Here is a 24,802-nt window from a genome sequence, read left to right on the forward strand (position 1 = left end):
TGACTCTACTCTTAACGTTTTCCGTGCCAATTATTTCGATAAATTCGCAAGCGCCTGTCTGCCAGTTAATTAAAAATAATAATAATCTATTAGCAATCATTAATCAAATCGGATCAGTAATTATTGCAGGATCTTTTTGTAATAGTTACATTAATTTTTTAACCCGAATAACAATCCACAAAAAGGCGGGGCCCGCTGAAAGACTGCCCCGAATGGCCAAAGCGATAAAACCGCCTTCAGCAGGCATCGGCAGAAAATAAACCGTGCCTGCTAGGCAAGCGGCAAACAGAACAATGGGTGCCGCGGTGCTTAAAATAAATTGCCCATAGTGCATGATCCTAAGATCTAAATAGCGCAGTGCCATGGGCAAAACAAACAGCCAGCCTACCAGCACTGTCGGAATTAAAGTGCCAATTGCAACGCCCACGATACCGAAGCTAAAAGCTAAAATGAGACTGAGGACGAGGTTCGCGAGACCGTCTAAGAGCGATAACCCCAACAGCTTTTTCTCATACCCACACATCATGAGAATACGCTTGGTGCAACTATTCGTCAGTTGAGAAGAGAAGACCGCAAAGAGAAGGATATGTCCGACAAGTATAGTGTCAGGCTCAACCGTTGCCAACCCAGTCAATAGCTGGATTAAAGGCTCAAGATATACTGCGCACAAACCATAGAGTGGCGTCGTGATCAGAAATGTCAGCTTTGATGTTTTTAGAAGTAACTCGCGCAGCCCCTCATTATCACCAGAAGCGTTCATGTGTGCGGCAGCCGGGCTGAGCGCATCCTGTAGTTGGATCGTAAAAAGGTTCAGCATTTCTGCCACTTTATAGCCAGCTTGGTAAGCCGCAATCACCCCCACTCCAAGTGTAAATCCAAGCACTGCTTGGTCACTCTTGGCCATCAGTAGATTGCTAAAAGTGATGAGGTAAGCTGCGATTGAAAAGCCCAACTGCGATTTAACCACGCTCCAATCAAACAAACGTGGTGAAAGTGTAACTTCTGGAAGTCGACGCATCGCCACAAACAGCGCCCCCACATTCGGCAGTAAGGTCGTAATCACACTGACTAATACGATGACTGGAAATTCAGCACCTAGGTAAAGTGCGGTCGAGATACCAATAAAATTTAAGACGACCGATCCGGTATTCAGCCAATTTGCAATATCGATTCGATGCAGACCGCGTAGCACCTCAGGAAACAGACCGAATGGAAAAGTTAGCGCCAGACCGACAAAAAAGATGATATACGACAAGCTATACATCGCGTAATCTGCATCAGGCACTTCGATTGCGTGCAGAAACAGCCCACGGATGGATAGAAAGACCACTCCTAGGATTACAGCGAGTCCGACAAAGGTCCAAAGCATCGTGCTCAGCAGTCGGCTCAATTCAGCCCACTCCCCTTTAACGCTTTTTTCTGCGACCGCCTTTTGTGCCGTGAAGCCAAAGCCAAAGTCCAGCAAGATGCCGTAGCCAAAGAGCGACCAGAGCAATGACCAAAAGCCGAACTCTGCCGCCGATAGTCCACTGAAAAGCATACGAAAGAGAATCAGACCTAACAACAGGCGTGTGATTGTCCGGATATAGTTGCTTGCAGTATTACGCCAAAAATAACGCTTCCAGATCGGTGGTTCTACTGTATTTTGTTCAGTCATTGCCAATTGGAATAGTTACACCTGGGCCTTCATCATCGCCGGAGGTTTCAACCGCGTTTGCACCTTCACGCACCGCAATGGTCGTCGCCGCGGCATCAAACACGACCCAGAAATATCGTTCTAAGATCTTAAAGGGCCGATCAGGAACCCATACAATGTCAAAGGGCCTAAGCTCAACGTTGGTGGCCTGCCCCGCTACGATGGCGTTGAAGTCGATCACTGCAACTTTAGGGTCTGCTAAAGAACCACGTATGATCAGCACTTGATCTAAATCCGCATCGGGATGTGGCCCTTTGGCTTCAGCAATAGCCGATACAATATTGATTTTATCTTTATATCCAATCGCCTTCGGCTGCATGACTGCGCCTAACACATGCACGTTCTGCGAGAGCGAGGAAGGCAAGTAAACGTAGTCACCATCTTCTAGGTAAATGTTCTGGCTCATGTCGCCTTGTTTAATCAAAGCGAGTAAATCAACTGGCAAGACTTGGCTATCTCGGAGCACAAAACTATTTCCTAAATCAGCGAGTTCCTCAGTCGAACCACTAAAGCGTGAGGTGAATAAGCCGCCAGCTTGCGAAATACCCTCCAAGATGGTGGTCGGCTGACTCAAAGGATATAACCCTGGCTTATTCAAGCGCCCCAGTAGCCAAGCTCGCCGACTGCGCACTTCTCGCAGGGTGACATTGACACGGGGACTCGAGTAGTCACGACGTAGTGCTGTTTCCAATGCATGACTCAGTTCTTTGACAGTCAACCCGTCAGCTTTAATCCCCCCTGCGAGGTCATAATAGACCCGCCCGTCTGGCATGACGAAGGTTTCTGAACGGCTCCCATTCACACCCGTAATTTCAATTTCAACCCAGTCGCCAACTCCAACCTGATATGCGGCCTCGCTGGGATGTAACCAAGCAGGATTCAACTCACGCTTCGTTTCAAGTGTATGAAATGCCTCTTTATGCAACAAGCTTGCGTCTAAATCACGAGGATCAAACTCTTCGCGATCCACCTCGTGGCGGCACCCCGAGACAATGACCAATAGAACGCAAAAAAGTATGATAATATAACGCATTACTCGTCGTCGTCCTCCGGCGGTCTCCACCCCGTGCGCTTAAACCATGGGCTACCGATCGCATCTGGTATATTTTCATATGTCCAACTTGCTGCCGCACTTCTGAGGAAATTCTGCATCGCAGTGTCCAGAATTTGCTCTGCTTTATACCAAGGTCGATCATTTACATAAACGATGTCACCCGGTTCTAACGGAAAATCAACCTGAGTGCCTGCAAGGATCGATTTAACGTCGACAACAAAGAGTTCAGGATTGCTCATACTACCCCGAATGACCAGCACTCGGTCTCGCCATGCGCCTTCGGTAAAGCCCTCACGCCGTGTCACTGCAGAAATGACGCTGGCACGGTTGGTAAAACCCTGTGAACCAGGGTTTGCCACTGAACCAAACACGAAGTATTGACTCGATAGATTAGACGCTAGGTAAATGTAATCCTGCGGCTCCAAGAAAACATTTTGCGATAAATCACCCGCAAAATACAATTTAACAAAGTCCACATCTAAGCGCTTGCCATTACGGATTATGAACGAGCGATGTAAGTCGGCAATCTCGACCGTAGACTGCTCAAAGAGCCCAGTCTCAATCCCACGACTGCGAGCAATCGCTTCGAGTAAAGTAATGGGCCGATCTAAAGTGAAGACTCCCTTGTCCATGACCTTGCCGAGTATGACATAACGCTTACTTTTCAGTTCCCATGGCGTAATGATCAAGCGTGGATCGCGATGATACGCTTTGAGTGCTGTCTCGAGGGTCGCGCGTAGTTCATCGATCGTAAGGTCATTTACTTTCAAGCTGTTGACTTCGAGATAACTAATGGTGCCATCTGGTGCGATTCGCACACCTGGACGATCCAGTTCGCCACGACCATAGAAACGAATATTCACAACATCTCCTGGTCCTAAAGTATAGCGTTCTCGCCAAGAAATTGGCTCATTCTGCTCCACGGCCTCTTCGGCAGTGACTGCCCCGAAGAGAAGCGAAAGACCGGCAAGAAAAGCAATTCGCAGATATAACCTCATGACTCGCTTTGCTCCATTAATCGGTTCGACCATTTGTTGAGAGCGATCAGTTCGACTTTCTTAACGATACGGGGCAGCGTCCGTCCTGCTGCGGCGTCAATGATCAACATACCATTGGCCACTCCAAACAGTTTGCGCAACAGATCACTTTTATGCCGAGTCGTATCTCGTCCCGCACAGCTCGGTGAATTCAACAAATAATAGGCATCCATCTCGCGCAGTTCTCTAATATCCTGCAGACTGGGTGAGTGCACGAGTCGAATGAACACTAAGCTCTCTTCACTGTTAGGGCTTTCATCTAACGAATGCGCCCACTGATCAATTGCTGGATGTTTTTCTAACGCAGCAATATCAGGTGCTTCAGAGTCATCAATATTATAGAACACTACGGACTGACCTTCAGCTTGAATCAGATCCAATAAGGCCTGCCAAAAAACTGATTCATTCGACCCCACCTCCGTATGCGCAAATAGAAAGCGTTTACGTTCAGTGCCCTCCCCCGTGATGGCGTGCGTCAACCAAAATGCCTTCAACGCGCGCTCATTCAGAGCGGACTCATTTTGAGGAAACAAGTGTCGCGTCCACCACGAGCGTAGTTCGGCGTCTTGAGTCACATAATTAAAGATCGGGAGCGTTGCGGTTGCGATTGCCGCCTCCAATGGCGTGCGTAAGCCGGATTGTAGTAACTCCCAAAATATTGCAGTCAACAAGGCCACGCATAGGCCGCCAGACACCCCCACAAACCCAAGAAGTAAGGCTTTCACATTTTGTGAACTCACAGCCACCTCATCAACACTAGGAGTTTGAAAAATTCGCCAATAGCCCGGGGCTTTGGTTTCGTAAAATGCGGCTTCTTTGCGTCGGCTATCAAGCAGCGCTTGCGCGTCGATCAGCAAATTACGGTGACTTTTTAACTCGGAAAGCCTCAGGGCTTTTTCAGGTAAATCAGCAATTTCGGCTTCACGCTGAACGAGTCGAAGAGTTAAATCATCCACCATATGGGCCAATGATGTTTTCTCATTTTGTAAGGTAATAATTTCTAAATACAGGTTGTTACCTAGGTCACTTCCGGTGAAGTTTTTAAGGTCTTCAATGCCTGAATCTTCAGCAGCTCCGAGCTGCTCATTGATGTATTCGATCCCATAAAGCTTCTCTTTGACCATCGGATTCTCATCGGTGTAGCGACCTCGTAAATAGGTTAATTCTTCGCGCTTCTTCTTCAAGTCTGCTTCTAGAGGACTCTGCGCACGCAACTCTTGTCGATAGCGGCTGATCTGAACATCCTTAGTCTTCAGCTCAATCTTTGCATTTGCGAGGCGACTGCGAAGATTCTCCAATGCTGCTAAGCTCGATTGTGTTTGCTGGTCGACATCTACAAATTTATTTTCGCGTGCAAACTCCAAAATCTTTCGATTCGCCTGTTCTAGCTGCAGCTCTATTGCGTCGAGTTGCTCAGAGATAAAACTCTCCATCTGCCGCGCTTCTTCACGCTGCAGATCATTGGTAAAACGGATCACTTCATCCGCCCAAATCGTCACAGTGTTGATCGCATCTTCAGGACTAACTCGTGAGTGAGCCGTGAGGTAAAAGAGCGAAGTGTTCCGTTGCTTCGCAATTTCAACCATCGACTTCACCTGACCTGCACTCCGTGGTGGATCCAGCCTCGCTGCTGTGCCATGAAGGACTGCTGTCGAATACGTCGTTGAAAGCAGCGTATCGTCGCTTAAGTCACGAGGCTTGAATGCTTGTCCCGACTCACTCGTCTGCACGGTATTGGCGACTTCAGACTTGATCAGCTGCATCGATACAGAATAGCGGTTTTCCGCTTGAGTATTGCCCAAAAACCACCCTGAAAGTCCCAATACAACCGGCAAAACAACAAAAAACAACCAGCGCTGACGTATACCATACAGTAAACGGAGCGGATCAATCGGAATCGGGAATCGGAAAATAGCAGGAGATACTCGAGAGGATTGGCTCATTTAATAGGTGTGTTCTCTTTAGCTGCTAATCAGCAAATTCACTCATATTAAGCGTATTAAAGTAACTCTTGCAAGTTAGCTTTGCTGCAATATCCCAATCAAATGAACCAGCGTGCTGCTTGCCTGTGTCAATTCGACCCTGAGCCTGCTCAGAAGTTTGTGAATACAGCTTTTGTATGGCACTCGTGATAGCAGGCACCGACTCTGGATCGCAATAAATAGCGGCATCTCCACCAACCTCGGGAAGGCTCCCGCTGTTGGAACTGACCACCTGCACGCCGCAAGCCAAGGCTTCCACGACAGGCAAACCAAACCCCTCGATGAGACTAGGAAATATGAGTGCCTCTGAAGCAGCATACCACAGCGGCAGTTCAGCCTCATCCATAAATCCAGGCAGGATGATATCCTTAGCATACGGAGAGTCCTCGACACGTTTCTCAATGACTTCAGAGCCATGCCATCGAGCACCGCCGAGCACAAGTTGAATTGTCGTGTCACAGTTCTTACGAAATGCTTCATACGCTTCAATTAGGCGCACATGGTTTTTACCTGGATGCTCGAGCCGTGAAACAAAAATGTAGTAAGGTTGCTCTAAGCCGTGGGTCTTTCGAAATTTGCTTAAAGCTTCGTCTGTTTGCGGACGATAGATATCATGACTGAGTCCGTTATGAATCACCTCAACCATATCGGTTGGTAGTTTATAGAATTCGAGCAGATCCTGTTTCGTGAAATGGCTGACACTAATCACTGCTTCGCAGCGACGGGCTAACCAAGGTGACAGTTGACGCCCAAACAAGCCTCGTAGCGCACCGTATTTGTCTCTCAAACGAAATGGCGCACAGTCATGAATCGTAACCAGTTGTGGAATTGGTGAACGCGCCACGATGCGCCGGTAACTGGGAATATGCAGCAGGTCATACGACTGTTGCTTCAAGAGCCCCGGTAATTTGATTTGGTGCCAGAGCACATTCTTGATGCCAGATGTTGCGCCTTCAGGAATGGAGAGCCAACGGGAATCCTCAAATTCAGGAAAGAGGTGACGATCTGAATCAAAACCGGCGAGGTGCAACTCGATCGTATCAAATTTGCGCATACGATTGGCTAGCTCAACGACATAGCGCCCCACTCCAGATAATCCTTTTTGAATCATGCCAGCCGAAAGTAATATTTTGATAGGCTGATTCATGAGGCGGTTGCTGGGCTCGTGGTAATGGCAGATTCAAGTTTTTGACGAAGTGCATCGAGCGCTTCACTTTGTTCGAAATAGACGGGGAACTGTGCAGACAAGTGCATTGCCTCAATAATCTTTACGACAACATCTGCGGGTTGCAGAATACCGAACGCTACATCGGCTTGACGAGCATCGCGAGCGATTTTCGCAACTAAACCAATCGCTGAGCTGTCCATAAACGTAACTGCAGACAGATTAAGAAACACGGCTTTCGAAATATCGGCCGGTCGTTCGAGTGAATCCAAAACGCCACGCTCAGCTGCCCCCGACCAACTGATCCACTGCGCATCAGTATGCGAAACCTCCACAGGGGCGTGCGAAGTATTCACTACTTGATCACTTCCAGCCATCGACGAAACCTTGGAATCTCGGTGAGTCACCTTGCGCTGGCGATTGGCCATGACGACCAAATAATAGAGATCCTTAGCATATCGCTTCGCGAGTCGCTTAGGATCGCTCAACATACGCCAGCACCACTCCATGCCGATTTTTTGAATCCACACCGGCGCACGCACTTGAGTGCCACAAATGAAGTCCAATGACGCACCAATGCCTATGGACAGCGGCACGCCAATCTCTTTGTAATATTTAGAAATCCAATACTCTTGCTTCGGGCAGCCTACAGCCACGAGTAATAGGTCAGGCTTCGTTTGTTGAACGTCAGCCACGATGGCTTCGTTGGGCCAAGATTCAACAGGGCCAAACGGAGGCGAAAAAGTGCCCACAACCTCCATCTTCGGATAACGCTGTTTAAGAATCGTTCGAGTTGCCTCAAGGGTTTCTGTATCTGAGCCGAGAAAATAAACCTTCCACTCGTGTCGATCGGCTTGTTCAAATAGACGAAACACCATGTCTGAGCCAGCCACTCGCTCTGGCAGAACTGGCTTGAAGTAGCGCGAGAGCCAAACCAACGGCATGCCATCGCAGACAACTCGATCTGCATGAAACAGTATGTCCTTGAGCGGTTCATTTTCGTAGGCTTGGGCGATAAAGTCCACATTGGCAGTGATGTAATACGCGGGCGTCGCCTGCTCCACCGTAACGATCGCATCATCAATCGTCTCATCCATGGTAATGACATGAAACGGTAAACCTAAAAGAAACGCGACGTCTCGGTCTGACTTGCTCATAAGGCTTTCAAGTGTGTGGTTAATTTTCGGCCGAGTTGCTCCCAGCGGTAGTTTGCTTGCACCACTTCTAAGCCCTTGCCTTCCAGCATTGCCCTTAAATCAGCATCGCGCAGTAAACGAACCACTGCATCCGCAAACTGACGTGGCGAGTCGGCCAGTAATATCGCTTCATCTGGGGGTAAGTCTAGTCCCTGAGCGCCTAAAGTCGTCGATACCACGGGGCAGCGCATACCGAGGGATTCCACAATTTTCAGCCGTGTGCCACCGCCGATTCGAAGTGGGACGACCTGTATCCAACAGGACTGATAATGAGGGCGCACATCGGGCACTTCGCCCACTAAATCAACGCCCTCCAACTGCCCCCAACGAACGGAGCGCTCGTCCGGTGATTTACCGATTATTCGCCAAACCGCCTCGGGCATTTCCTGTCGAATCAGAGGCCAAATTTCATCGGCAAACCAATTGATCGCGTCGACATTCGGTGAGTAATCTAAAGCACCGCAAAATAATAAAGTAGGTGTATCTGTGGTCTGTCTGGGGTGCTGTTCAGCATCGAAGAAGGTTTCGTTAAAACCATTCGCCAAAACAAATATTTTGTCAGACTCTCCTAGTTTACTTTGTAAAAAATCGCGATCATCCCATCCGCATACGACCATGCCAGCTGTTTTAGCATACACTTCACGCTCCAAATGGGCAATTTTAAGTAGATTCTCCTTACGTAGCAGTCGTTCTTTGAGACCGATCTCAAGCGTATTAAGCTCCTCGGACTGGAAGAGCCAATCCACTCGACTACGATCCATTACAACCGAGGGATGTTTAGGGAAGAGCTCTTTTATATAAGGCCAGAGCACGAGATCGATGAAGATAATTCGATCATAGTTCTGCCCCTCTACAAACTTGCTCAAAGCTTCGGCGACTCCTTCGGCTTGCCAATGTTGAACCGTTGTAGGTAGAGGGTTGAGTAAGCGGTCAGGAACCAGCTTTTGCCATGGCGCATTTTGAAACGGAATCGCCAAACGCCGACTCGTGAACTCCTCAAAAGGTGCCATCGTGCGCGAGGAGTCCTCTTGCAAGCACGCCAGATCAATGTCGAAAGACTTCGAGAGCTCGACGAACAGGTGATACACACGCTGATAGGTGCCCCGATCCACTGGAAACGGGATGTAGGGCATGAAGAAAAAGATACGGGGTTTGGACGGCATTGTTGGGGTAACTGCTAACTATAGTAAGTCCACCACTTCGTATAGTGATGGGCTGCGGTTTGCAAATCAGGTAGCGCAGCTCCTAGGAGTCTGCCAGCTGTGTCGAAATCGACAGGTTCTGACAGCAAGCATAACAAGGATCGTTGTAGCGAACCGCGTGGATAATCTTTACGTGGCGATAAATGACCGCCTCGCTTGATTTGATCCCGAACCGAAAGTGCAAGGTTTTTTAAGCTGCTCGTCTCGGTGAAAAGTTTGCCGCGGTAGTGAATATAGGCATTCGCTTCTTCAAAACTGTGACTCAAACGCTTTGTTTCAACTTCAAGAAAACAAGTGCGCCAGATTTCGGTCAATTCGAGTTGAGTAGCGCGCAACTCTTCGATGGATGGTGCCACAGTCGGACGTAACTTAAAGGCAGTGCCTGCCTCGTGCAACGCGACGATACGAGGATCGATGCTCGCTTCTGAACGTAAGACTTGCTGACGCTCACGGACATAAGGACGATATTTGCCACGAATCGTTAACAATGCATCACCCAAGGCAAGTTTGGCCTTTGCTTGGTTGCGGTGCACCACACTCAAATTGGTTGCCTGCTCAAGGTCAGCCTTGGCAAAGAAGAGTCCCGAACCACGATTCCATAAAAGACGAGTCGCTTCGATCGGTTCAATCGTTTCCGAGCGTGCTAGAGCTTTATACTCCGTCAAATAGTCATCAGGTCCCATCACTTGGGTATGCGCTGCAACCAAGTCATAAAACATCATCGAACCTGGTGTCGCCTCTAAATCAGATCGCGGTAAGCATTTGCCTTCCACGTCAATCCCAAGAATCTCACTTTCATCACGCTCCCAGCGATGCACCGCATCGTTTAGCACTGGATTGTTCGGATCCTTGGTGAAAATAAAATAATCTAAGTCGTTGAAAAATGCTGGTTGGCCCTGCGCGTCGGTTGCGACTCCCCCTTCACTGCGGCCATAGCCACCGCCTAAAAAAATAGCCTCTGGCGCTTCATTTCCCAGATCTGAGAACCGTCTACGCGTGCGGTCAAAGTGTTCTTCCAACGCAATATTTAAGACATTGGGAAAGTTGGGCAAATCAGGCAATGGTTGGGGCGCACTCATTGACTCGGGGTCGATCAATCAGGCTCGATCTCCAATATACGGTGCAGGCGCAGTAATTCTAACACGCTTAGAACTGTCGGGGTTGGCTTACGCAAAGTTAATCTTTGATTTACTTGCTTGTAGAAACTGAGAAGTGCTCCGATACCCGAGCTATCGATAAATTGAACCTGCTCTATATCAACAATCACCCGCTCACGTCCTTTTAAATCCAGCTCGCTGAATAAAGACTTCATCGTCGTGGCATTCGAAGCATCTAAGGCTTCTACTTCTAAGGTAACTTCGAGGGTGCTATCTGTGTAATCAGTGCTAATCATGGCTCAAGTGTTTTCTATTTTAAAATAGTAATTTCCGGTGTTGTTTTATGCAATACCAAAAGGGAGTATTTCCGGATTTTAGTATTCTTCATCGGCTATTCTAATAACAAACGTTTTTTTCATAGTGGAATATGATTCGATGTTGAACGCCTTATCATTAATCTGTGTTGCTACGCTCAAACTTATCTATTTGTTGTTTCGCTAAATAATTATGACTGCACCACTCTACAACTGGCTCAATACACGCTCTAGCGGCATTCTTCTACATGTCAGCTCGCTTCCTTCCGATACAGGCATTGGCAACTTCGGTGCGGCCGCGTATCGCTATATCGATTTTATGGAATCTGCGGGCATGCGTGTTTGGCAGATCTGCCCGCTCGGCCCGACGGGCTACGGCGATTCGCCCTATCAATGCTTCTCCGCTTTTGCAGGTAATCCGTATTTTATCGATTTCGCCCCTTTAGTCGCTGAAGGCCTCATTCATGCCGATGAACTGGCGCCACTGAATGCGTTGCCAAAGGATCACGTCGATTATGGCGCGCTCTATGGTGCCTTCTGGCCAATCATCCGTCAGGCCTACGACCGCTTCAAATGCTCAGGCGCTGACCATTTCCAGGGCTACGGGAGTATCAAAGCCTTCCGCAAGGCACAGTCTGCATGGATCGAAGACTTCGCTCTATTCCTTGCCCTGAAATCTCACTTCGATGGTAAGTGCTGGTTGGAATGGCCTGCTGCCTTCCGCGATGCGGAAAAAGCACGTAAGAACAAGCTCTCCGCTGAAATCCTAGAGGACGCCGAAGCGCACGTTTTCTATCAATACATGTTCTACGGCCAGTTGGCCAAGCTACGTGCTTACGCCGCGAGTAAAGGCGTCGAAATCCTTGGAGATGCACCGATTTTCGTCGCGCTGGATAGCTCTGATGTATGGGCGAACCGCGCCCTCTTCCAGCTTGGTGTGGATGGCAAGCCGAAGGCCGTTGCCGGCGTGCCGCCCGACTACTTTTCCGAGGATGGACAGCTTTGGGGCAACCCACTCTACGACTGGAAGGTGCATCAAGACACGAATTTCGCTTGGTGGATTGAGCGTATCAAAGCCAACTTGGCGTTTTATGATATCGTCCGCTTGGATCATTTCAGAGGATTTGAATCCTACTGGTCGGTGCCTGCCACTGAAACGACCGCCCGCAATGGCAAATGGATCAAGTGCCCAGGCTTGGAGTTGTTCAAAGCAATACAGAAGGCCTGCCCTGATGCCAAACTCGTGGCCGAAGACCTCGGTGTGATTACCGACGAAGTCAACGAGCTACGCGCGGCCACCGGCTTGCCCGGCATGGCAGTCTTGCAGTTCGCCTTTGGTAGCGATGCCGGCAATGCGTATTTACCACACAACTACAGTCGTAACTGCGTGGCCTACTCCGGCACGCACGACAATGATACCAGCCTTGGCTGGTATCGCGGCTTAGCAGACGACTCTGAAGAAAAGAACTACCTGCGTCGTTATTTACGCGTATCCGGCGAAGCAATCTCATGGGATCTCGTGCGCTCAGCGATACAGTCCGCTGCGCATCTAGCGGTCGTGCCCTTGCAGGATTTGCTAAGTCTCGGCTCAGAGGCTCGCATCAACACACCCGGCGCCCCGATGGGCAATTGGCAATGGCGCTACGCCCCCGAACAGTTGGATGCTCTGCAAGCAGAGAGCTCCGACTATCTAAAAGACTTGATGCAAGACTACGGCCGCTCCGCAGCAGGCGCAGGCCTCGCGTATCCGGACTATTAGGAGGTTTTAGCATTCACATGACACAGGGATTGCTGCCTGTGCGATTGCCTCTAAGGTTTTGTTTTTGTGACTTTTTTGCGCCTTTTTGTGGCCAAAAAAACAGAACCTAAGCGACAGGAGTGTCGCTTCTATGAGCTGTCTGCATGTCGCGAACTCGACGTTTATCTGTGTTTAAAATCTCCTCACAGTCCTAATCATAATCTGACTCATACTCTTAATCTTCTGACCGTGAAATTGGAGTAAGAGTAAGATTAAGACGCCGATATTAAGACCTAACTCAGATTCATCGGATCGACGTCCATTAGGTCGATCACCTCTTTGTCCATCTTGAAGCTCTCACGTAGTGCGGCTAACTGACCGATCACCGCGCTGGCGCTGGGTGCGAAATACCACAACTGAAAGCGATACTCATCGCGGATCTTTTCGATCGGTGCGGGTGCCGGGCCGCGGATCTCGACCTTGTCGCCCATTTCGGTTTCGACGAGCTTCGTCCATTGATCGATGTAGAAATTCACTTTGTCGGGGTTGCGCCCGCGAAATAAGTGCCTGATCAAATGACGAAAGGGCGGATAGTTGAACTCGCGGCGTTGCTCCAGCTCTTCGAGTTGAAAGCCGTCGAAGTCGGTCTTACGGGCAAATTGAATTGGCGGCGCGTGCGGCGTGTGCGTTTGGATGACGACCTCCCCTGCCCGATCTCCGCGTCCGGAGCGGCCTGAGACCTGCACCACCAGCTGGAAGGTGCGCTCGGCTGCGCGAAAGTCCTCGATGTGCAGCGACATGTCGGCATCGACCAATCCCACCAATGTCACATTTGGAAAGTCTAAGCCCTTGGCGATCATTTGCGTGCCGACAAGGATGTCGATTTTACCAATACGGAAATCGTTCAGGATCTTACGATACAGATTCTTCTTCGACATCGAATCGGCGTCCATCCGGTGAATCCGTGCCGTCGGCAGGATCTTTTGCACGATATCTTCGATCTTCTGTGTGCCCTTGCCGCGCATACGAATCGCAGTCGATTTACACTCGGGACAACGTGTGGGCGCGGGTTCCTGTTCGCCGCACAAGTGACAGCGCAGCTGCTTATCCGTGCGGTGGTAGGTCTTTGGAATACTGCAATGGTCACAACCGGCCACGTAGCCACAATCCGGGCACAACATACTGGTTGAGAAGCCACGACGATTCAGGAAGAGAATGCTCTGCTCCTTTTTTTCATAGCGATCTCGGAGTTTGTCGCCGAGCATGCGAGAGATTGGTGAGGCCGCCTTTTCGGGCGAGGTTTCACGACACATGTCGACCACGTGAATCTTCGGTAGCTGACGGTTATCCACGCGGTTTAGGATATGATCCACCGCGTATTTGCCCTTCTCCACATTATAGAGTGATTCCAACGACGGTGTTGCGGAGCCCAACACACAGACCGCCTTGTTCAGGAAGGCGCGATACACTGCGACGTCGCGACCATTATAACGTGGCGACTCTTCCTGCTTGTAGGATGGCTCGTGCTCTTCATCCACGATGATGAGCTTGAGATTGTGCACCGGTGCAAAAATGGCCGAGCGCGCGCCGACGACCACGTGTGCTTCATTACTAGCAAGCGCCTTCCACGCGTCGTAGCGTTCACCTTCGGAGAGATGGCTGTGCCATACTACAGTATGCACACCACGGGCTTCGAGCCGCCCGCGCACACGACCGACAGTTTGCGGCGCGAGTGCCACTTCTGGCACGAGGAAGATCACCCCACCGCCACTGGCGACAATCTTCTCAATCGCATTTAAATAGACCTCGGTCTTACCCGATCCAGTTACGCCGTGCAGGAGTCGCACGCTAAAGTCATCTTTATCAATCGCGCCATGGATCGCATCCACGCAGGTGGATTGCTCATCGGTCAATGTGGGGCGCGACACTTCGGCCACCGTGTCGAAGTCACTGAGTTCGTCTTCGTAAGCGATACGTTCTTCTTCGGTATCGGTTTCGCGTAAAAATCCTTTGGTTATGAGCGCCTCACAAGCCGCCGCACTCATCTTTAATCGCTTGAGCACATCCGCACGAGCCTGCGGCTTGGTCTGTTGGCGAATGGTGCGCAGTAACTCGGCTTGCTTAGGCGCACGTTTTTCTAGCGCTGCTAGTTCCTCGGCAGTCGGTGCTTTCGCCGCTGAAATATAGCGGCGCTTTTTTACCTGCATCCCTTTGCGAATACACGCAGGAATCATGGTTTCTAGAATCGCCTCGGGTGTGGACGAGTAATATTGCTGCAGCCAGCGAAAGAGCTTCATCAGATCCGGCGGCATCACCGGATACGGCTGCACGATCTCGAACAGCATCTTGAGCTTGCCGGGCGGCACTTCTTGATCCGTGCCAAAGCGTGTCACCACGCCGAGCTCGCTGCGACGACGCAGCGGAATGCGCACCAGCGAGCCGACTTGGATGTCCGCCTGGCAGGCTGGCGGCACGGCATATGCCAGTGACTTGTCAAAGCCGGACATGGCAATGACTTCGACGATGCGTGTATCTGACTGAGCGCTACGTTTGTGCATCGAGTAAATCTTTAAAATCGCCCTCCTGCGATGAGAGTTCATCCCATGAGCCTTCACTCACTTTGGTGCCCTCTTTCAGGACAATGATTCGGTTGGCGCTGCGGATGGTGCTCAATCGGTGCGCAATGGTGATTGTGGTGCGACCGTGCGCGAGGCGTTCGATGGCTTCCTTGACGAGCTTCTCGCTCTCGTAATCCAGCGCACTGGTGGCTTCGTCGAGAATCAGGATTTTCGGGTCACGTAGTAGCGCACGTGCAATGGCGATACGCTGACGCTGCCCGCCTGACAGACTGACGCCACGCTCGCCGACCTTGGTGTCGAACCCTTCGGGCAAGGCCTCGATGAACTCCAATGCATTCGCGTTGCGAACGGCTTCACGCACTTCTGCCAACGTCGCATCGGGACGGCCGAAACGCACATTATCCAGCAAGGTGCCAGACAGCAGAAGATTATCCTGCATGACGATGGCACAGTTCAGGCGAAACTGCCGAATGTCGATCTCCTGTTGCGGAACACCATCGATACAAATCTCGCCGCCAGAGGACGAATAAAAGCCGAGCATCAGGCTGACCAATGTGCTCTTGCCCGAACCGCTGGGCCCAACAAAGGCAACATGCTCCCCTGCTTTGATCTTGGTCGAGAAATTGCGAATGACAGTGGGATCATCGTCACTGTATGTGAATGAGACGTCTTTAAATTCGATCGCTCCGTTGATGGCATCGAGTGAACGTTTGCCCTGCCATGCTTCCACGTAGCCAGAGTTCATTAACTCTTTAATACTAGTGTAGCTTTCTGCCCCGACCAGATACTGCATGCTGAATTGCGTGATCATATAGACAGGCTGGAAGCAAATCGGTAGCGACGCCACGAGTGCGATCATCGCCCCCATTGTCAACTTGTCCTCAATGACCAACCAACCGCACGCCGCGACCGCGAAAATCGACAGAGCGCTGACCGAAGTGAACAAAATGTATCCGAGCGACTGATTTTGGCGCATTTGGTCTTCGCGTTGATCACTGTAATCATCGCTCAATACATCCATCTGCTGCTTGGCTTGCTGCTCTTGGCCGTAGCCACGCACTAACTTAATCGCAGAAATAAATTCGTTGGCCTGCCCCGTCATCTTCTCACGTGCCATGCGCACCGCATGATTGGTGGCTTCAATCGGCTTAAAGAAATAATAGCGGACGATGGCAAAAATCGGCACGCAGATCATGACGATCAACAGCAGCCATGGATTAATGAAGGTCAGCGTCGCAATCAGTAGCGCCGAGCGCAGCAACTCTGGGAGCACCGCAGTGACGATCATGATCATCGTGAACTCTACATTGTTCGTATCAAAGGCATACTTCGAGAGCAGTCGCCCAGTCTGTATCGAATCCAGAAAGCCGAAATGCATGAAATTCAACTTATGAAACAGTCGCGAGCGCAGTTGGCGTAAGATCAACTGCACATCGACCGCCAGGTAGCTCACCGCCACGCGCATCGAAATGAAGTGCAATAGCAACAGCCCGAGCCCGAAGAGTGTGTAATGCCAGACGCCACTCAGGTTACCACTTGCCACCGAGTCGTCCACGATGCGCTGCGTGATCACCGGAAATGGAGTCACCGCCAGCACGCTGATGATGCGCCACAGCATGTAGCGCCACAGCTTTGTTCGCTGCCCCCAGATATATTTGATCAAGGACGGGTGCCCCAGTCCTATGGATTCATTCGCACGCATAGATTTGAAGCAGCAGATAAACTTCGTCTGACTTAGCCAATCCCCAATTCGTCGCAGAGCTTTAAAAATGCGCTCGACTCATGTAACTCGGACAGATCTGGATCATTGCACATCCAAATATAATCGTCGTAACCGAAAGTGATCGCGACCTTGAGCGCCTTGAGCGCATCGGCCAGGCGATGCTTGAGCGCGAGACTACAGGCCAAATTGTAATGCACAGTCGGATCTTCTGGCGTCAAACGCGCCAACTTGCGATCAAGGCGTAGCCCTGCGTCTAATTGCCCCGTCTGTGTGTAGAGGTGTGCTAACATCGAGACCACACGCACATCCTTAGGCATACGCCTGTGTAAGTCTTCAAAAAAGCTCAGTTCGAAATCAAAATTCTCGCGCTTCATGATCTCAGCAATACTTAGCGCTTCTTACCGCCTCGTTCACAGATCCCTGCTTCCTGTAGCTCTTTACAATGTGCAGATACCTGCAGGCGCTGTGTTTGCACTTCCAGTGCCAATTTATCCGCCACGGTTTTGCCATACCACTCCATAAAAGGAGCATCAATTTCGAAAATTTTGTCACAATCCAAGCAAATCACCTGCGCCTGAAAGGTGTTGGCCTTCTTATTCGCCATGTAGAATTTGTAGTCGCGCCCCACATCGACCTCACGAATCAGGCTACTCTCCGTCAGAATCGGCAATGCGCGATAAACGGTGGCACGCGACACAGAATCATCGATTTCACGCGCACGATCTAGAAGATCCTCAGCGGTAAAATGGTCGGGGTGCTCATAGGCAGCGTCAAAAATGGCCAAACGCTGGTTAGTAACGCGCAGACCTTTACTGGTAAGAAACTCCTTAAAAGTCTCTCTGACACTTTCGATATCTGGGATATTTGGCTCCATATAATACTTATTGAGACAGAATTGAGACTAGGAAAGAGGCCATGGCAAGCCCCCATTGAAACGCTGATTAAAAATACATGAAAAATAAGCTAGAAAAGCCTTGATTAAACGGCTCACAACGCTTTGCTCTCTCGTTTTTCCAATGAAAGCCACTATCAAAACACAAGGTCGCCAATTTACTGTAACTGAAGGCGATGTCCTCAAAGTTAACTCTTTCCCTAATACGGAAGCAGGCGACTCTATCGACATCAATGAAGTCCTCATGATCGGTGAAGGAGCAGACGCTCGCTTCGGATCTCCTCTAGTCGAGGGTGCATCTGTTAAAGTCACTATTCTCGAGAACAAGAAGGACAAGAAAGTTGTCATCTTTAAAAAGAAGCGTCGTCAAGGCTACAAGAAGCGCCGTGGCCATCGCCAACATCTTTCCGTTATCAAGGTCGAATCCATCAACGGATAAATTAAACCACTTAGGAGAACTTAAAAAATGTCACATAAAAAAGGACAAGGAACTTCACGTAACGGTCGCGATAGTAATTCAAAACGCCTCGGTGTTAAGAAATTCGGTGGCGAAGCAGTTATTCCAGGCAACATCATCTTGCGCCAACGCGGCACACGTTACCACCCAGGCGCTGGCGTCGGAATGGGCCGTGACCACACACTCTTCGCACTCGTTGCAGGTCGCGTAGCTTTCGATAAGCTCCACCGCACGATCAACATCGAAGAAGCAGTTGCTTAGTCGATTTTAAATCGACACACTTTCAAAATCCCGACTCTTTATTGAGTCGGGATTTTTTTATGTCTGAACCACTCGAAGAACTACGCGCGCAACGCGCCCTAATCCAGCAGCACCTAGACTGGCTGGATGCACGTATCGCTGCGAGCGAAGGTTCGAGCACAATAGCTCCCCTCGCCCAGGGTCAGTCGCAGAGCGGCGCGGAGGTGCCGAGCTCCCCTGAATTCGCGACAAAGGCCGAAGCCAGTGAGCCTGCTGCTCCAAAATCAGCGACAATGGCGCAGTTCGCAAAGCTGCCCGATCCCATTGAAGAACCTGCAGCGCCACTGTTTGACATTGATCCGGCAGCACAGTCATCGACCACTTCAGATATTCGCAAAGCCCAAATCGGCTGCCTCGCCATCTTTACCATCGCGATACTAGGCTTCCTCTTCCTACTCTTCGGACTGCCCTACCTTGTCGATTAACATCGTGATTCGCGCCCTCTGGCTCTGCCTATTAATCAGCGCGCAGGCGCTTGCCCTGCCATTGCAGGTCGGCAATGACTTTCCGCGAATTAATCAACAGACCATTGCAGGCGCCAGCGAAAGCTGCGGCACCATTGCATTGGGCAGCTGGTTCTTATGGCTAAGCGAGCATGGCACCCCAGAACTACAGGCAGAGCATGAGCTAATTACCGGCAGTCCATTTACCGTATGGGCAGTCGATCCATCGGCTCAAGCGACACTATCAAAGCTAGATACCATCCTTGGCGGCACTCAGGAAATTAAGCTGCAGCGCTTAATCGAAGGCGGTGTCGATTACTTCCACCAGCAACCAACCGAGGAGCTAGAGCTAGTCATGCGCTATTTCAATCTGCCGGACGAAGAGGCGCTGCGCCGACTAAACGACTCTGGAGCAGCCGTCATACTGCTACACGGGACTTACCGCACCAACGCGACGACGGCTGAATTAGCGCGAATCAACGGGCATTACACCTGCCTCACGGGCCAGTCAGAGGAAGGACTCACCATAAACACCTATGCCCGCGACTTCACATTCAGCTTAACCGAAATACCAATGCTACAATTGCAGGCCACAGACCGCTACAAAGCAAAGGGCATGGAGAGCATGATCCATATACACTACCCGAAGGCAGACTACCCTCGCTATCAATTGAGAGTTTACGCCGCAGCACAGAGCGAATTCGCCCAGATGCTCCAATTTAAGGGAGGGCAAAGCTTCGCGAGGCCGGATGAAACGATCCTCCTCGAAGGCGCCCTAGCCCTCTGGATCGAGCGCCGCTAGCTTAGGGAGGGACAGCCTCCGCGCTGTTCGCATAGCCACATTTCTATGCCTTCTAGTTGTTGCGCTGAACGCGGCTCTTTGAGCTCCTCCCCTGCGAAGGGAAGGTGACCCCGTCTGCGGGGTCGGAGGGGTTTCGGCCGGTTAGTTCAAAAAATCAGCTCATGTTGCGCGAACCCCTTCACTCCTACTCCCAAGGCTACGGCGGCGCAGGCCGTGGCACCTCCCAACTCGTGTTTTCAGCCGCGCAATCGCATCCATCGCTCGCTGAGCAGTTCGAAATAGGCCCGCTGATCGCTCTTTGATAAGCCGCTCTCGCGGATTCGGCGCTCCCATGGCGTCGCTTCAAGCTGCCCCATTACACGTGCAATCATGCGGGCATTGAGCCCACAGACTTCCCCGCCGAAATACTCAAGTAAGCCGTCTCGGCCTAAATGATCATTCTGACCGCCAACTGATACTGCACTCTCAACTGCGCCCTCCTTCAAGATCGCACTATTGATAAGTCCATATGCGGGCGAGAGCTCAATAAACGCTCCATTCTGCAGTAGTGACCACTTCTTTAGGTCTAACCCGCCATTGCCAGTCAACCAGCCAAACAGCACGCGGTGAAACAATCGCATGAGCTGTATCTTAGGATTGGTGCAGTAGCGCCGAATGCACTGCGCCACCCCCTCCACTGAAGCTCTGTCGCCTCCAGTCGCCGCCTGCCCGAGCAATTGGCAGGCAGATTCAAGGCGCGAGCGCTGGCTATTCTTCGCCCCTGAGCGATCAAAGCGTTCCATCCAAAGCACTGGCACGCCATCGGAGGTCTGAACGCGCCCCACCGGCGCCACTGTAAGGCCAGCGTCCTGCGCAAGGCGCGACGTCAGTAATTGATTTTCAACCGCACCGGGGCAATCCCCCGACTCTAGCAGCAGCCGATAGCTACCATTGAAGTTAACGAGTTGAAATGAAGACTCCTTGCGCGAGTAAATAGCACTCGCGCACGCACCGCGACTGGCCAGTGAGTGTGGAAACCCCGCCCCTGCGTTAAATGCAGCCAATTCCTGCGAACTATAGGGCAACGCGTGCAGTTCCGGCTGTATGCGCGCGCGACCTGAGCGCTTCAAGCCCTCAGGCTCACGGCCCAATGGCACGCGCTTAGGGTCGTCCGGCAGCACAGAAACCGCGCCCGGGAGATCAGCGCCTGTCGCTGCCAACAAGTCCCAATTGCTGCAACTCGGCGCGCCCGAGCTCTGCCACTGCTCCAGCGGCACCCCAGCCGGCAGCAGGCAAGCGAGTTCCGCCGGCAGGTCATGCCAATGCCGCGCCATATGTTGCACTGGCCAACTCAAGAATGCGGGAGGCCCGACGTAGCCATCTACGTAGCGAAAGCTGATACCGTCAGGATCACGTTGCAATACGCCCGCAAATACTTGGCCGACAAAGAGTCGCAAACTATCCATTAAGCGAAATCTCCGCGCCCAAAGGGCTCTTGCAGTGCACTGAAATGCCCAAAGCATCCATGACCGCCATGAGATTGCGAACGCTTAAATCATCCCGCCCGGACTCAATTTTGTAGAGAACTGACGCGCTCACACCGCACAAATCCTGCAATTCCAGCTGCGTCAAACCCTGCGCCTTCCGCGCCGCGGACACTAATTTTCCAAATTCACTATATTTCATTTTAATTGAACTGATTTCAATGACTCCTAAAATATATCATGCAATCAATAATCACAGATAGATCATAATCATTTTAATTCAACTGATATAGAAACAATCATACTTAAACACCAATGATCAGTAATAAAAACTACTTTATCGGTTTAATTGAACTGAAATATATGCACCTATAGTAATTTCAGTAAAACCTGCAACGCCTCCAAATGGTCATATTTAAAACCACTGATGGGCACCTCACCGTCAGCCAAGCATCATAATTGATGAAAAGCGTAGTCGAGTTCCTTGCCAGACATGGGCTGTCGGAATGTAGGTGCTTGACCGACACGGCCATCGATATCGCTTGCTTCATGTGAGGAGGAAGCTGGACACAGGAGAGTCACCGTTTCGCTTACGAATCATCCGTCTTTACGTCCTGCGTAGCGTGCAGCTTTAGCACAATGCCATTGGATATTTCGATACCTGTATGCTTTTCGGAGAAAATTAAAACCTAAAGCTCTGAGTTTTAGCCACAAAAAGCCACAAAAAGGCACGAAAAAAGGGAGTCACCTTTCCGCCCTACCATCGTAGTATTTCAGATGCGCTTACCCAGCGGCTCGGGAAGCACATAAGACTTCAACTATGGATTCGTAAGATAGTTGCCCCCAAGCAACACACCCAGTTATTAGCGTGTAGGCTGATCGATGCTATCGCGCATCATGATTTGTGATTTTTCGCGCAACACATTAGGGAGGAACGAGCTCTGTCTCGTCCTGCGTTGTGTGCTTTGGTTCTGTGCTGAGGTGTTCGGCGGACGGCAGCCTAGAACGCAGCAGGCAGAGTAGAACGCAGCAGGCAGCGGAGGCCGTCCCTCCCCAAGCAACCCACATATTCAGCCGATAAGCATGAGTCGCGACACTTTTCACAGATTATGATGCGCGTGAGTGGTAGTGGAGCTCGTATATCTATGGATGCGTTGGCATATAGTTCGTCGAAGTTGGTTCGCTACCGTTCGCAACGAATAAGGCATAGACCCTTAACCATTCGACTTAAACTACTTATAATCACGCATATACGTCATATAGATTTATGTATACGCGTAATTGCTATGGCGTGACCGGCATGTCATTATGATCATTCAAAATCCCCCATCTATCCCCTTGGAGTTCATTCAGTCACCCCAACTCTTTTAATTACGTATTTCAATACGTGCCTTGCTAGAGCGCACTGAATTAATTCCTCTTTAATTCCCCCTCCCCCCAACCCCGATAAAAATGAGAAGGCTCCACTCCGCGAAGTGGATATGCATTGCTGGCGCTTGCTTGCTGTTAGTTGAACTTATTCATGTAGATTTTTTTGCGAATAAGCCCTTGAGCGCACTTTGGAATGAACCAGGAAATAGTTCGTTCTGCATGTCTACTTCAGATCACACATGTGCAGACAGTCGTGATCTATTTATAACGTATAAAGCGTATCCCACGCCCGGAATTCTGTCGGCATTGGATGGTTCGTTTCAGTCTGAGACCAGATGTATACGGTCTGTTAATGGTGTCATTGACAGTGTGAATTCCACTGAGTCGCGCAACGTCACGCAGTCCATCGTTCGCTCAGACACAGGGCATATCTGCGCATTGATGAAGACTCGATGGCAATCCCCGTTTAGAATGTGAGCACTCCCCTTGACGGAGATCATGTCTCCATTCCACACCCCAATAAAAAAAAACGATCTGATGATATGAGATAAAAGATTCCCCGAAGTAAAGACCTACCCCATCGCGAACTGTCATATCAGTGCTGCGATTTTTAACCCCAGAAAATTATAATCAATTATTTAAAATGAAACTATCAAGTGTAAGAAGTAAAATGACTCGGCTCACGACCTCATTGGTCACCATTGCCATGGCTTGTTCCTGCGGTATCGCGCAGGCAGAGCTGGGTGACCGGGCGAGCTGGATGCGAGGCGCATTAGGCCTGATGTGGCACCCCACCAGTTATGACTGGGAGTTGTTGGAAGAGAACCAAGATTGGATGTCGATTGACCCCTTCCTCGAGCAGATTGAAGAGATCGACTCGATCGATTACATCCAGTTAAACTTAGGAGATGCTGCTAGCAAATCAGCGTCGCACACCGCGCCTAGTGATGTGATCGAAAGCTTCATGGGCGATGTAATCATTGTTCCGCGTGCCGCTTCGGGTTACGACCCATTTGAAGAGTGGCTAATCGCATGTAAAGCGAAGGGATTGAGAACTCAGGTCTACGTAAATAGCAACTGCCTCGTCTATGGTGATGCAACCATTTCCGAACGCTGGAAGGATTATTGCGACACGAAAAGCGCGGTAAAAACCTTTGTCAAAAGCCAGTCCTATCATACAGATGCTGACTATCCTGACCGGGCATACATGTTCTGCTACGCTGAGTATGTGATTAAAGATTATTCGCTTCGTTATGGAGACTTAATCGACGCGTGGTGCTTTGATAAGGCTAGTAAAATCACAGCCAACGGTGATGTATTAGACCCTGATGGTGTGATCAGCGATCAACGGTTGTTCGAAGCGTGGGCGAATGCCGCTCGCGCAGGTAATCCCAATGCAGCCGTTGCTTTTAATCATGGTGTTGGTTGGGTAGCGAAGCCCTTTAACAATACCACGCTTGTTGCGGATTATACCTTCGGCCATCCCTTTGGCGGAACCGGTGACCCTACCACGGAAAATCTCTATCCCAAGAACTTCAGCATGTGTGAGCAAATGGGTGAGACGAATGGCCATGTCTATATTAACGACGGCAGAGACTGGAACGACAAAGTAATGGGGCATTATTACCCAAAGATGAGCACCTCTGCATGGAACGGAGGCAATACTGCGGCCCTGACAGATGCGGAATTCTTGGAATGGAATGAAGTCGGACTCAGTGGCGGTGCGATCACTTGGGGATTACCAATCGTTCACTCTGATTGCAATAAGTCGTGGAAGGCTCCCGACCTGCTCGCGAAAGACTGGGCGATGGAACAGCTCAGATACATGAATGACCGGATTAGTGTCAGCAAAACGCACTATGTCCAATTCCGTAAGCGCAATGCACTCAACTATTGCCTCAATGGCGGAGGTGGCGGAGTTAACGGGCAGAATGTAAGCCTTTGGACTTATATTGATAACCATAGGAACTTGACCTGGGAAGAAATCTATCGCGGTGACGGTTTCTATTCTTACAAGAAGAAAGGAACGAACTACTGCATCGATGGTGGCAATGATGGAGCCAACGGTCAGAATGTTTACCTATGGCAAGAAGATGCCGATAATTACAATCAACAGTGGAAAAAGGTGGCGCAAGACGACGGCACGTATCAATTGCGCAAGCGAAATAAAACCAACTATGCAATTGATGGTAACCCCGATGGCGCAAATTCACAGAATGTGGATCTCAGAAAATCGGTTAAGACCAGTCAAGATATGCATTGGTTTATCGAATATAAATAAAACCAAGAGG

At 50.2% G+C, this 24,802-nt stretch carries 21 protein-coding genes; 6 read left to right on the plus strand and 15 right to left on the minus strand.

Going from position 1 to position 24,802, the window contains the following annotated elements; all coding sequences use genetic code 11:
• Positions 1-145 precede the first annotated feature (145 nt).
• From GZZ87_RS13500 to GZZ87_RS13540, 9 genes are read right to left on the minus strand one after another with little or no spacing between them, the layout of a single operon-like run.
• Positions 146-1,657 carry an oligosaccharide flippase family protein gene (locus tag GZZ87_RS13500; RefSeq protein ID WP_162025803.1) on the minus strand — a complete coding sequence of 504 codons (1,512 nt, stop codon included), beginning with the start codon at positions 1,655-1,657 and terminating at the stop codon, positions 146-148.
• Entirely contained in the window at positions 1,650-2,729 is a 1,080-nt protein-coding gene (locus GZZ87_RS13505) for a polysaccharide biosynthesis/export family protein (RefSeq protein WP_162025802.1), read from the minus strand. Before GZZ87_RS13505 ends, GZZ87_RS13500 begins: the two co-directional genes overlap by 8 nt.
• Positions 2,729-3,748: a polysaccharide biosynthesis/export family protein gene (locus GZZ87_RS13510; RefSeq protein WP_162025801.1), complete on the minus strand. Its 1,020-nt coding sequence runs from the start codon at positions 3,746-3,748 to the stop codon at positions 2,729-2,731. Before GZZ87_RS13510 ends, GZZ87_RS13505 begins: the two co-directional genes overlap by 1 nt.
• Positions 3,745-5,730 (minus strand): hypothetical protein, encoded by a 1,986-nt coding sequence (locus tag GZZ87_RS13515; protein WP_162025800.1) that lies wholly within the window; start codon positions 5,728-5,730, stop codon positions 3,745-3,747. The genes GZZ87_RS13510 and GZZ87_RS13515 overlap by 4 nt, the downstream gene beginning before the upstream one ends.
• A gap of 25 nt (positions 5,731-5,755) precedes the next feature.
• On the minus strand, positions 5,756-6,916 hold the full coding sequence (locus tag GZZ87_RS13520; RefSeq protein WP_162025799.1) for a glycosyltransferase family 1 protein: 1,161 nt from the start codon (positions 6,914-6,916) through the stop codon (positions 5,756-5,758).
• Complete coding sequence (locus tag GZZ87_RS13525; protein ID WP_162025798.1) at positions 6,913-8,091, minus strand: WecB/TagA/CpsF family glycosyltransferase; 1,179 nt, start codon at positions 8,089-8,091, stop codon at positions 6,913-6,915. Before GZZ87_RS13525 ends, GZZ87_RS13520 begins: the two co-directional genes overlap by 4 nt.
• The gene (locus tag GZZ87_RS13530; protein ID WP_162025797.1) at positions 8,088-9,293 is read right to left on the minus strand and encodes a glycosyltransferase family 4 protein; all 1,206 of its coding nucleotides are present in this window, start codon (positions 9,291-9,293) and stop codon (positions 8,088-8,090) included. Before GZZ87_RS13530 ends, GZZ87_RS13525 begins: the two co-directional genes overlap by 4 nt.
• A 14-nt stretch (positions 9,294-9,307) precedes the next feature.
• Entirely contained in the window at positions 9,308-10,411 is a 1,104-nt protein-coding gene (locus tag GZZ87_RS13535; RefSeq protein WP_162025796.1) for a hypothetical protein, read from the minus strand.
• 14 nt (positions 10,412-10,425) lie between these two features.
• Positions 10,426-10,725 carry an STAS domain-containing protein gene (locus GZZ87_RS13540; RefSeq protein WP_162025795.1) on the minus strand — a complete coding sequence of 100 codons (300 nt, stop codon included), beginning with the start codon at positions 10,723-10,725 and terminating at the stop codon, positions 10,426-10,428.
• 211 nt (positions 10,726-10,936) lie between these two features.
• On the opposite strand from GZZ87_RS13540, the gene malQ reads away from it, so the two are divergent.
• Positions 10,937-12,502 (plus strand): 4-alpha-glucanotransferase, encoded by a 1,566-nt coding sequence (gene malQ, locus GZZ87_RS13545; RefSeq protein ID WP_162025794.1) that lies wholly within the window; start codon positions 10,937-10,939, stop codon positions 12,500-12,502.
• Between the two features lie 272 nt (positions 12,503-12,774).
• Here malQ and priA read toward each other — a convergent pair whose 3' ends face one another.
• Genes priA through GZZ87_RS13565 form a run of 4 tightly spaced genes read right to left on the minus strand, consistent with a single transcriptional unit; the run spans position 12,775 to position 17,657 of the window.
• The gene (gene priA / locus GZZ87_RS13550; RefSeq protein ID WP_162025793.1) at positions 12,775-15,039 is read right to left on the minus strand and encodes a primosomal protein N'; all 2,265 of its coding nucleotides are present in this window, start codon (positions 15,037-15,039) and stop codon (positions 12,775-12,777) included.
• Positions 15,026-16,762, minus strand: a complete 1,737-nt coding sequence (locus tag GZZ87_RS13555; RefSeq protein ID WP_162025792.1) for an ABC transporter ATP-binding protein — start codon at positions 16,760-16,762, stop codon at positions 15,026-15,028. The genes priA and GZZ87_RS13555 overlap by 14 nt, the downstream gene beginning before the upstream one ends.
• 32 nt (positions 16,763-16,794) lie before the next feature.
• Positions 16,795-17,157: a hypothetical protein gene (locus GZZ87_RS13560; protein WP_244648119.1), complete on the minus strand. Its 363-nt coding sequence runs from the start codon at positions 17,155-17,157 to the stop codon at positions 16,795-16,797.
• A 14-nt stretch (positions 17,158-17,171) separates the two neighbouring features.
• Entirely contained in the window at positions 17,172-17,657 is a 486-nt protein-coding gene (locus tag GZZ87_RS13565) for a Fur family transcriptional regulator (RefSeq protein ID WP_162025791.1), read from the minus strand.
• 142 nt (positions 17,658-17,799) lie between these two features.
• Between GZZ87_RS13565 and rplU the strand changes: the two genes are divergently transcribed.
• The 4 genes from rplU to GZZ87_RS13585 are packed head-to-tail and all read left to right on the plus strand — an operon-like array spanning position 17,800 to position 19,677.
• On the plus strand, positions 17,800-18,114 hold the full coding sequence (rplU, locus tag GZZ87_RS13570; protein WP_162025790.1) for a 50S ribosomal protein L21: 315 nt from the start codon (positions 17,800-17,802) through the stop codon (positions 18,112-18,114).
• Positions 18,115-18,141: 27 nt separating this feature from the next.
• Positions 18,142-18,393, plus strand: a complete 252-nt coding sequence (gene rpmA, locus GZZ87_RS13575) for a 50S ribosomal protein L27 (protein WP_162025789.1) — start codon at positions 18,142-18,144, stop codon at positions 18,391-18,393.
• A 59-nt stretch (positions 18,394-18,452) separates the two neighbouring features.
• Entirely contained in the window at positions 18,453-18,857 is a 405-nt protein-coding gene (locus GZZ87_RS13580) for a hypothetical protein (RefSeq protein ID WP_162025788.1), read from the plus strand.
• On the plus strand, positions 18,847-19,677 hold the full coding sequence (locus GZZ87_RS13585) for a hypothetical protein (protein ID WP_162025787.1): 831 nt from the start codon (positions 18,847-18,849) through the stop codon (positions 19,675-19,677). The genes GZZ87_RS13580 and GZZ87_RS13585 overlap by 11 nt, the downstream gene beginning before the upstream one ends.
• Positions 19,678-19,913: 236 nt before the next feature.
• Here the strand turns inward: GZZ87_RS13585 and GZZ87_RS13590 are convergent, their stop codons facing one another.
• Together GZZ87_RS13590 and GZZ87_RS13595 are read right to left on the minus strand one after the other, a co-directional pair.
• On the minus strand, positions 19,914-21,122 hold the full coding sequence (locus tag GZZ87_RS13590) for a type II toxin-antitoxin system HipA family toxin (protein WP_162025786.1): 1,209 nt from the start codon (positions 21,120-21,122) through the stop codon (positions 19,914-19,916).
• The gene (locus tag GZZ87_RS13595) at positions 21,115-21,342 is read right to left on the minus strand and encodes a helix-turn-helix transcriptional regulator (RefSeq protein WP_162025785.1); all 228 of its coding nucleotides are present in this window, start codon (positions 21,340-21,342) and stop codon (positions 21,115-21,117) included. The genes GZZ87_RS13590 and GZZ87_RS13595 overlap by 8 nt, the downstream gene beginning before the upstream one ends.
• 1,812 nt (positions 21,343-23,154) lie before the next feature.
• On the opposite strand from GZZ87_RS13595, the gene GZZ87_RS13600 reads away from it, so the two are divergent.
• Complete coding sequence (locus GZZ87_RS13600) at positions 23,155-24,792, plus strand: RICIN domain-containing protein (RefSeq protein ID WP_162025784.1); 1,638 nt, start codon at positions 23,155-23,157, stop codon at positions 24,790-24,792.
• The last annotated feature ends 10 nt before the right edge of the window (positions 24,793-24,802 follow it).

This window comes from Lentimonas sp. CC4 (assembly GCF_902728235.1).
GTDB lineage: Bacteria > Verrucomicrobiota > Verrucomicrobiia > Opitutales > Coraliomargaritaceae > Lentimonas.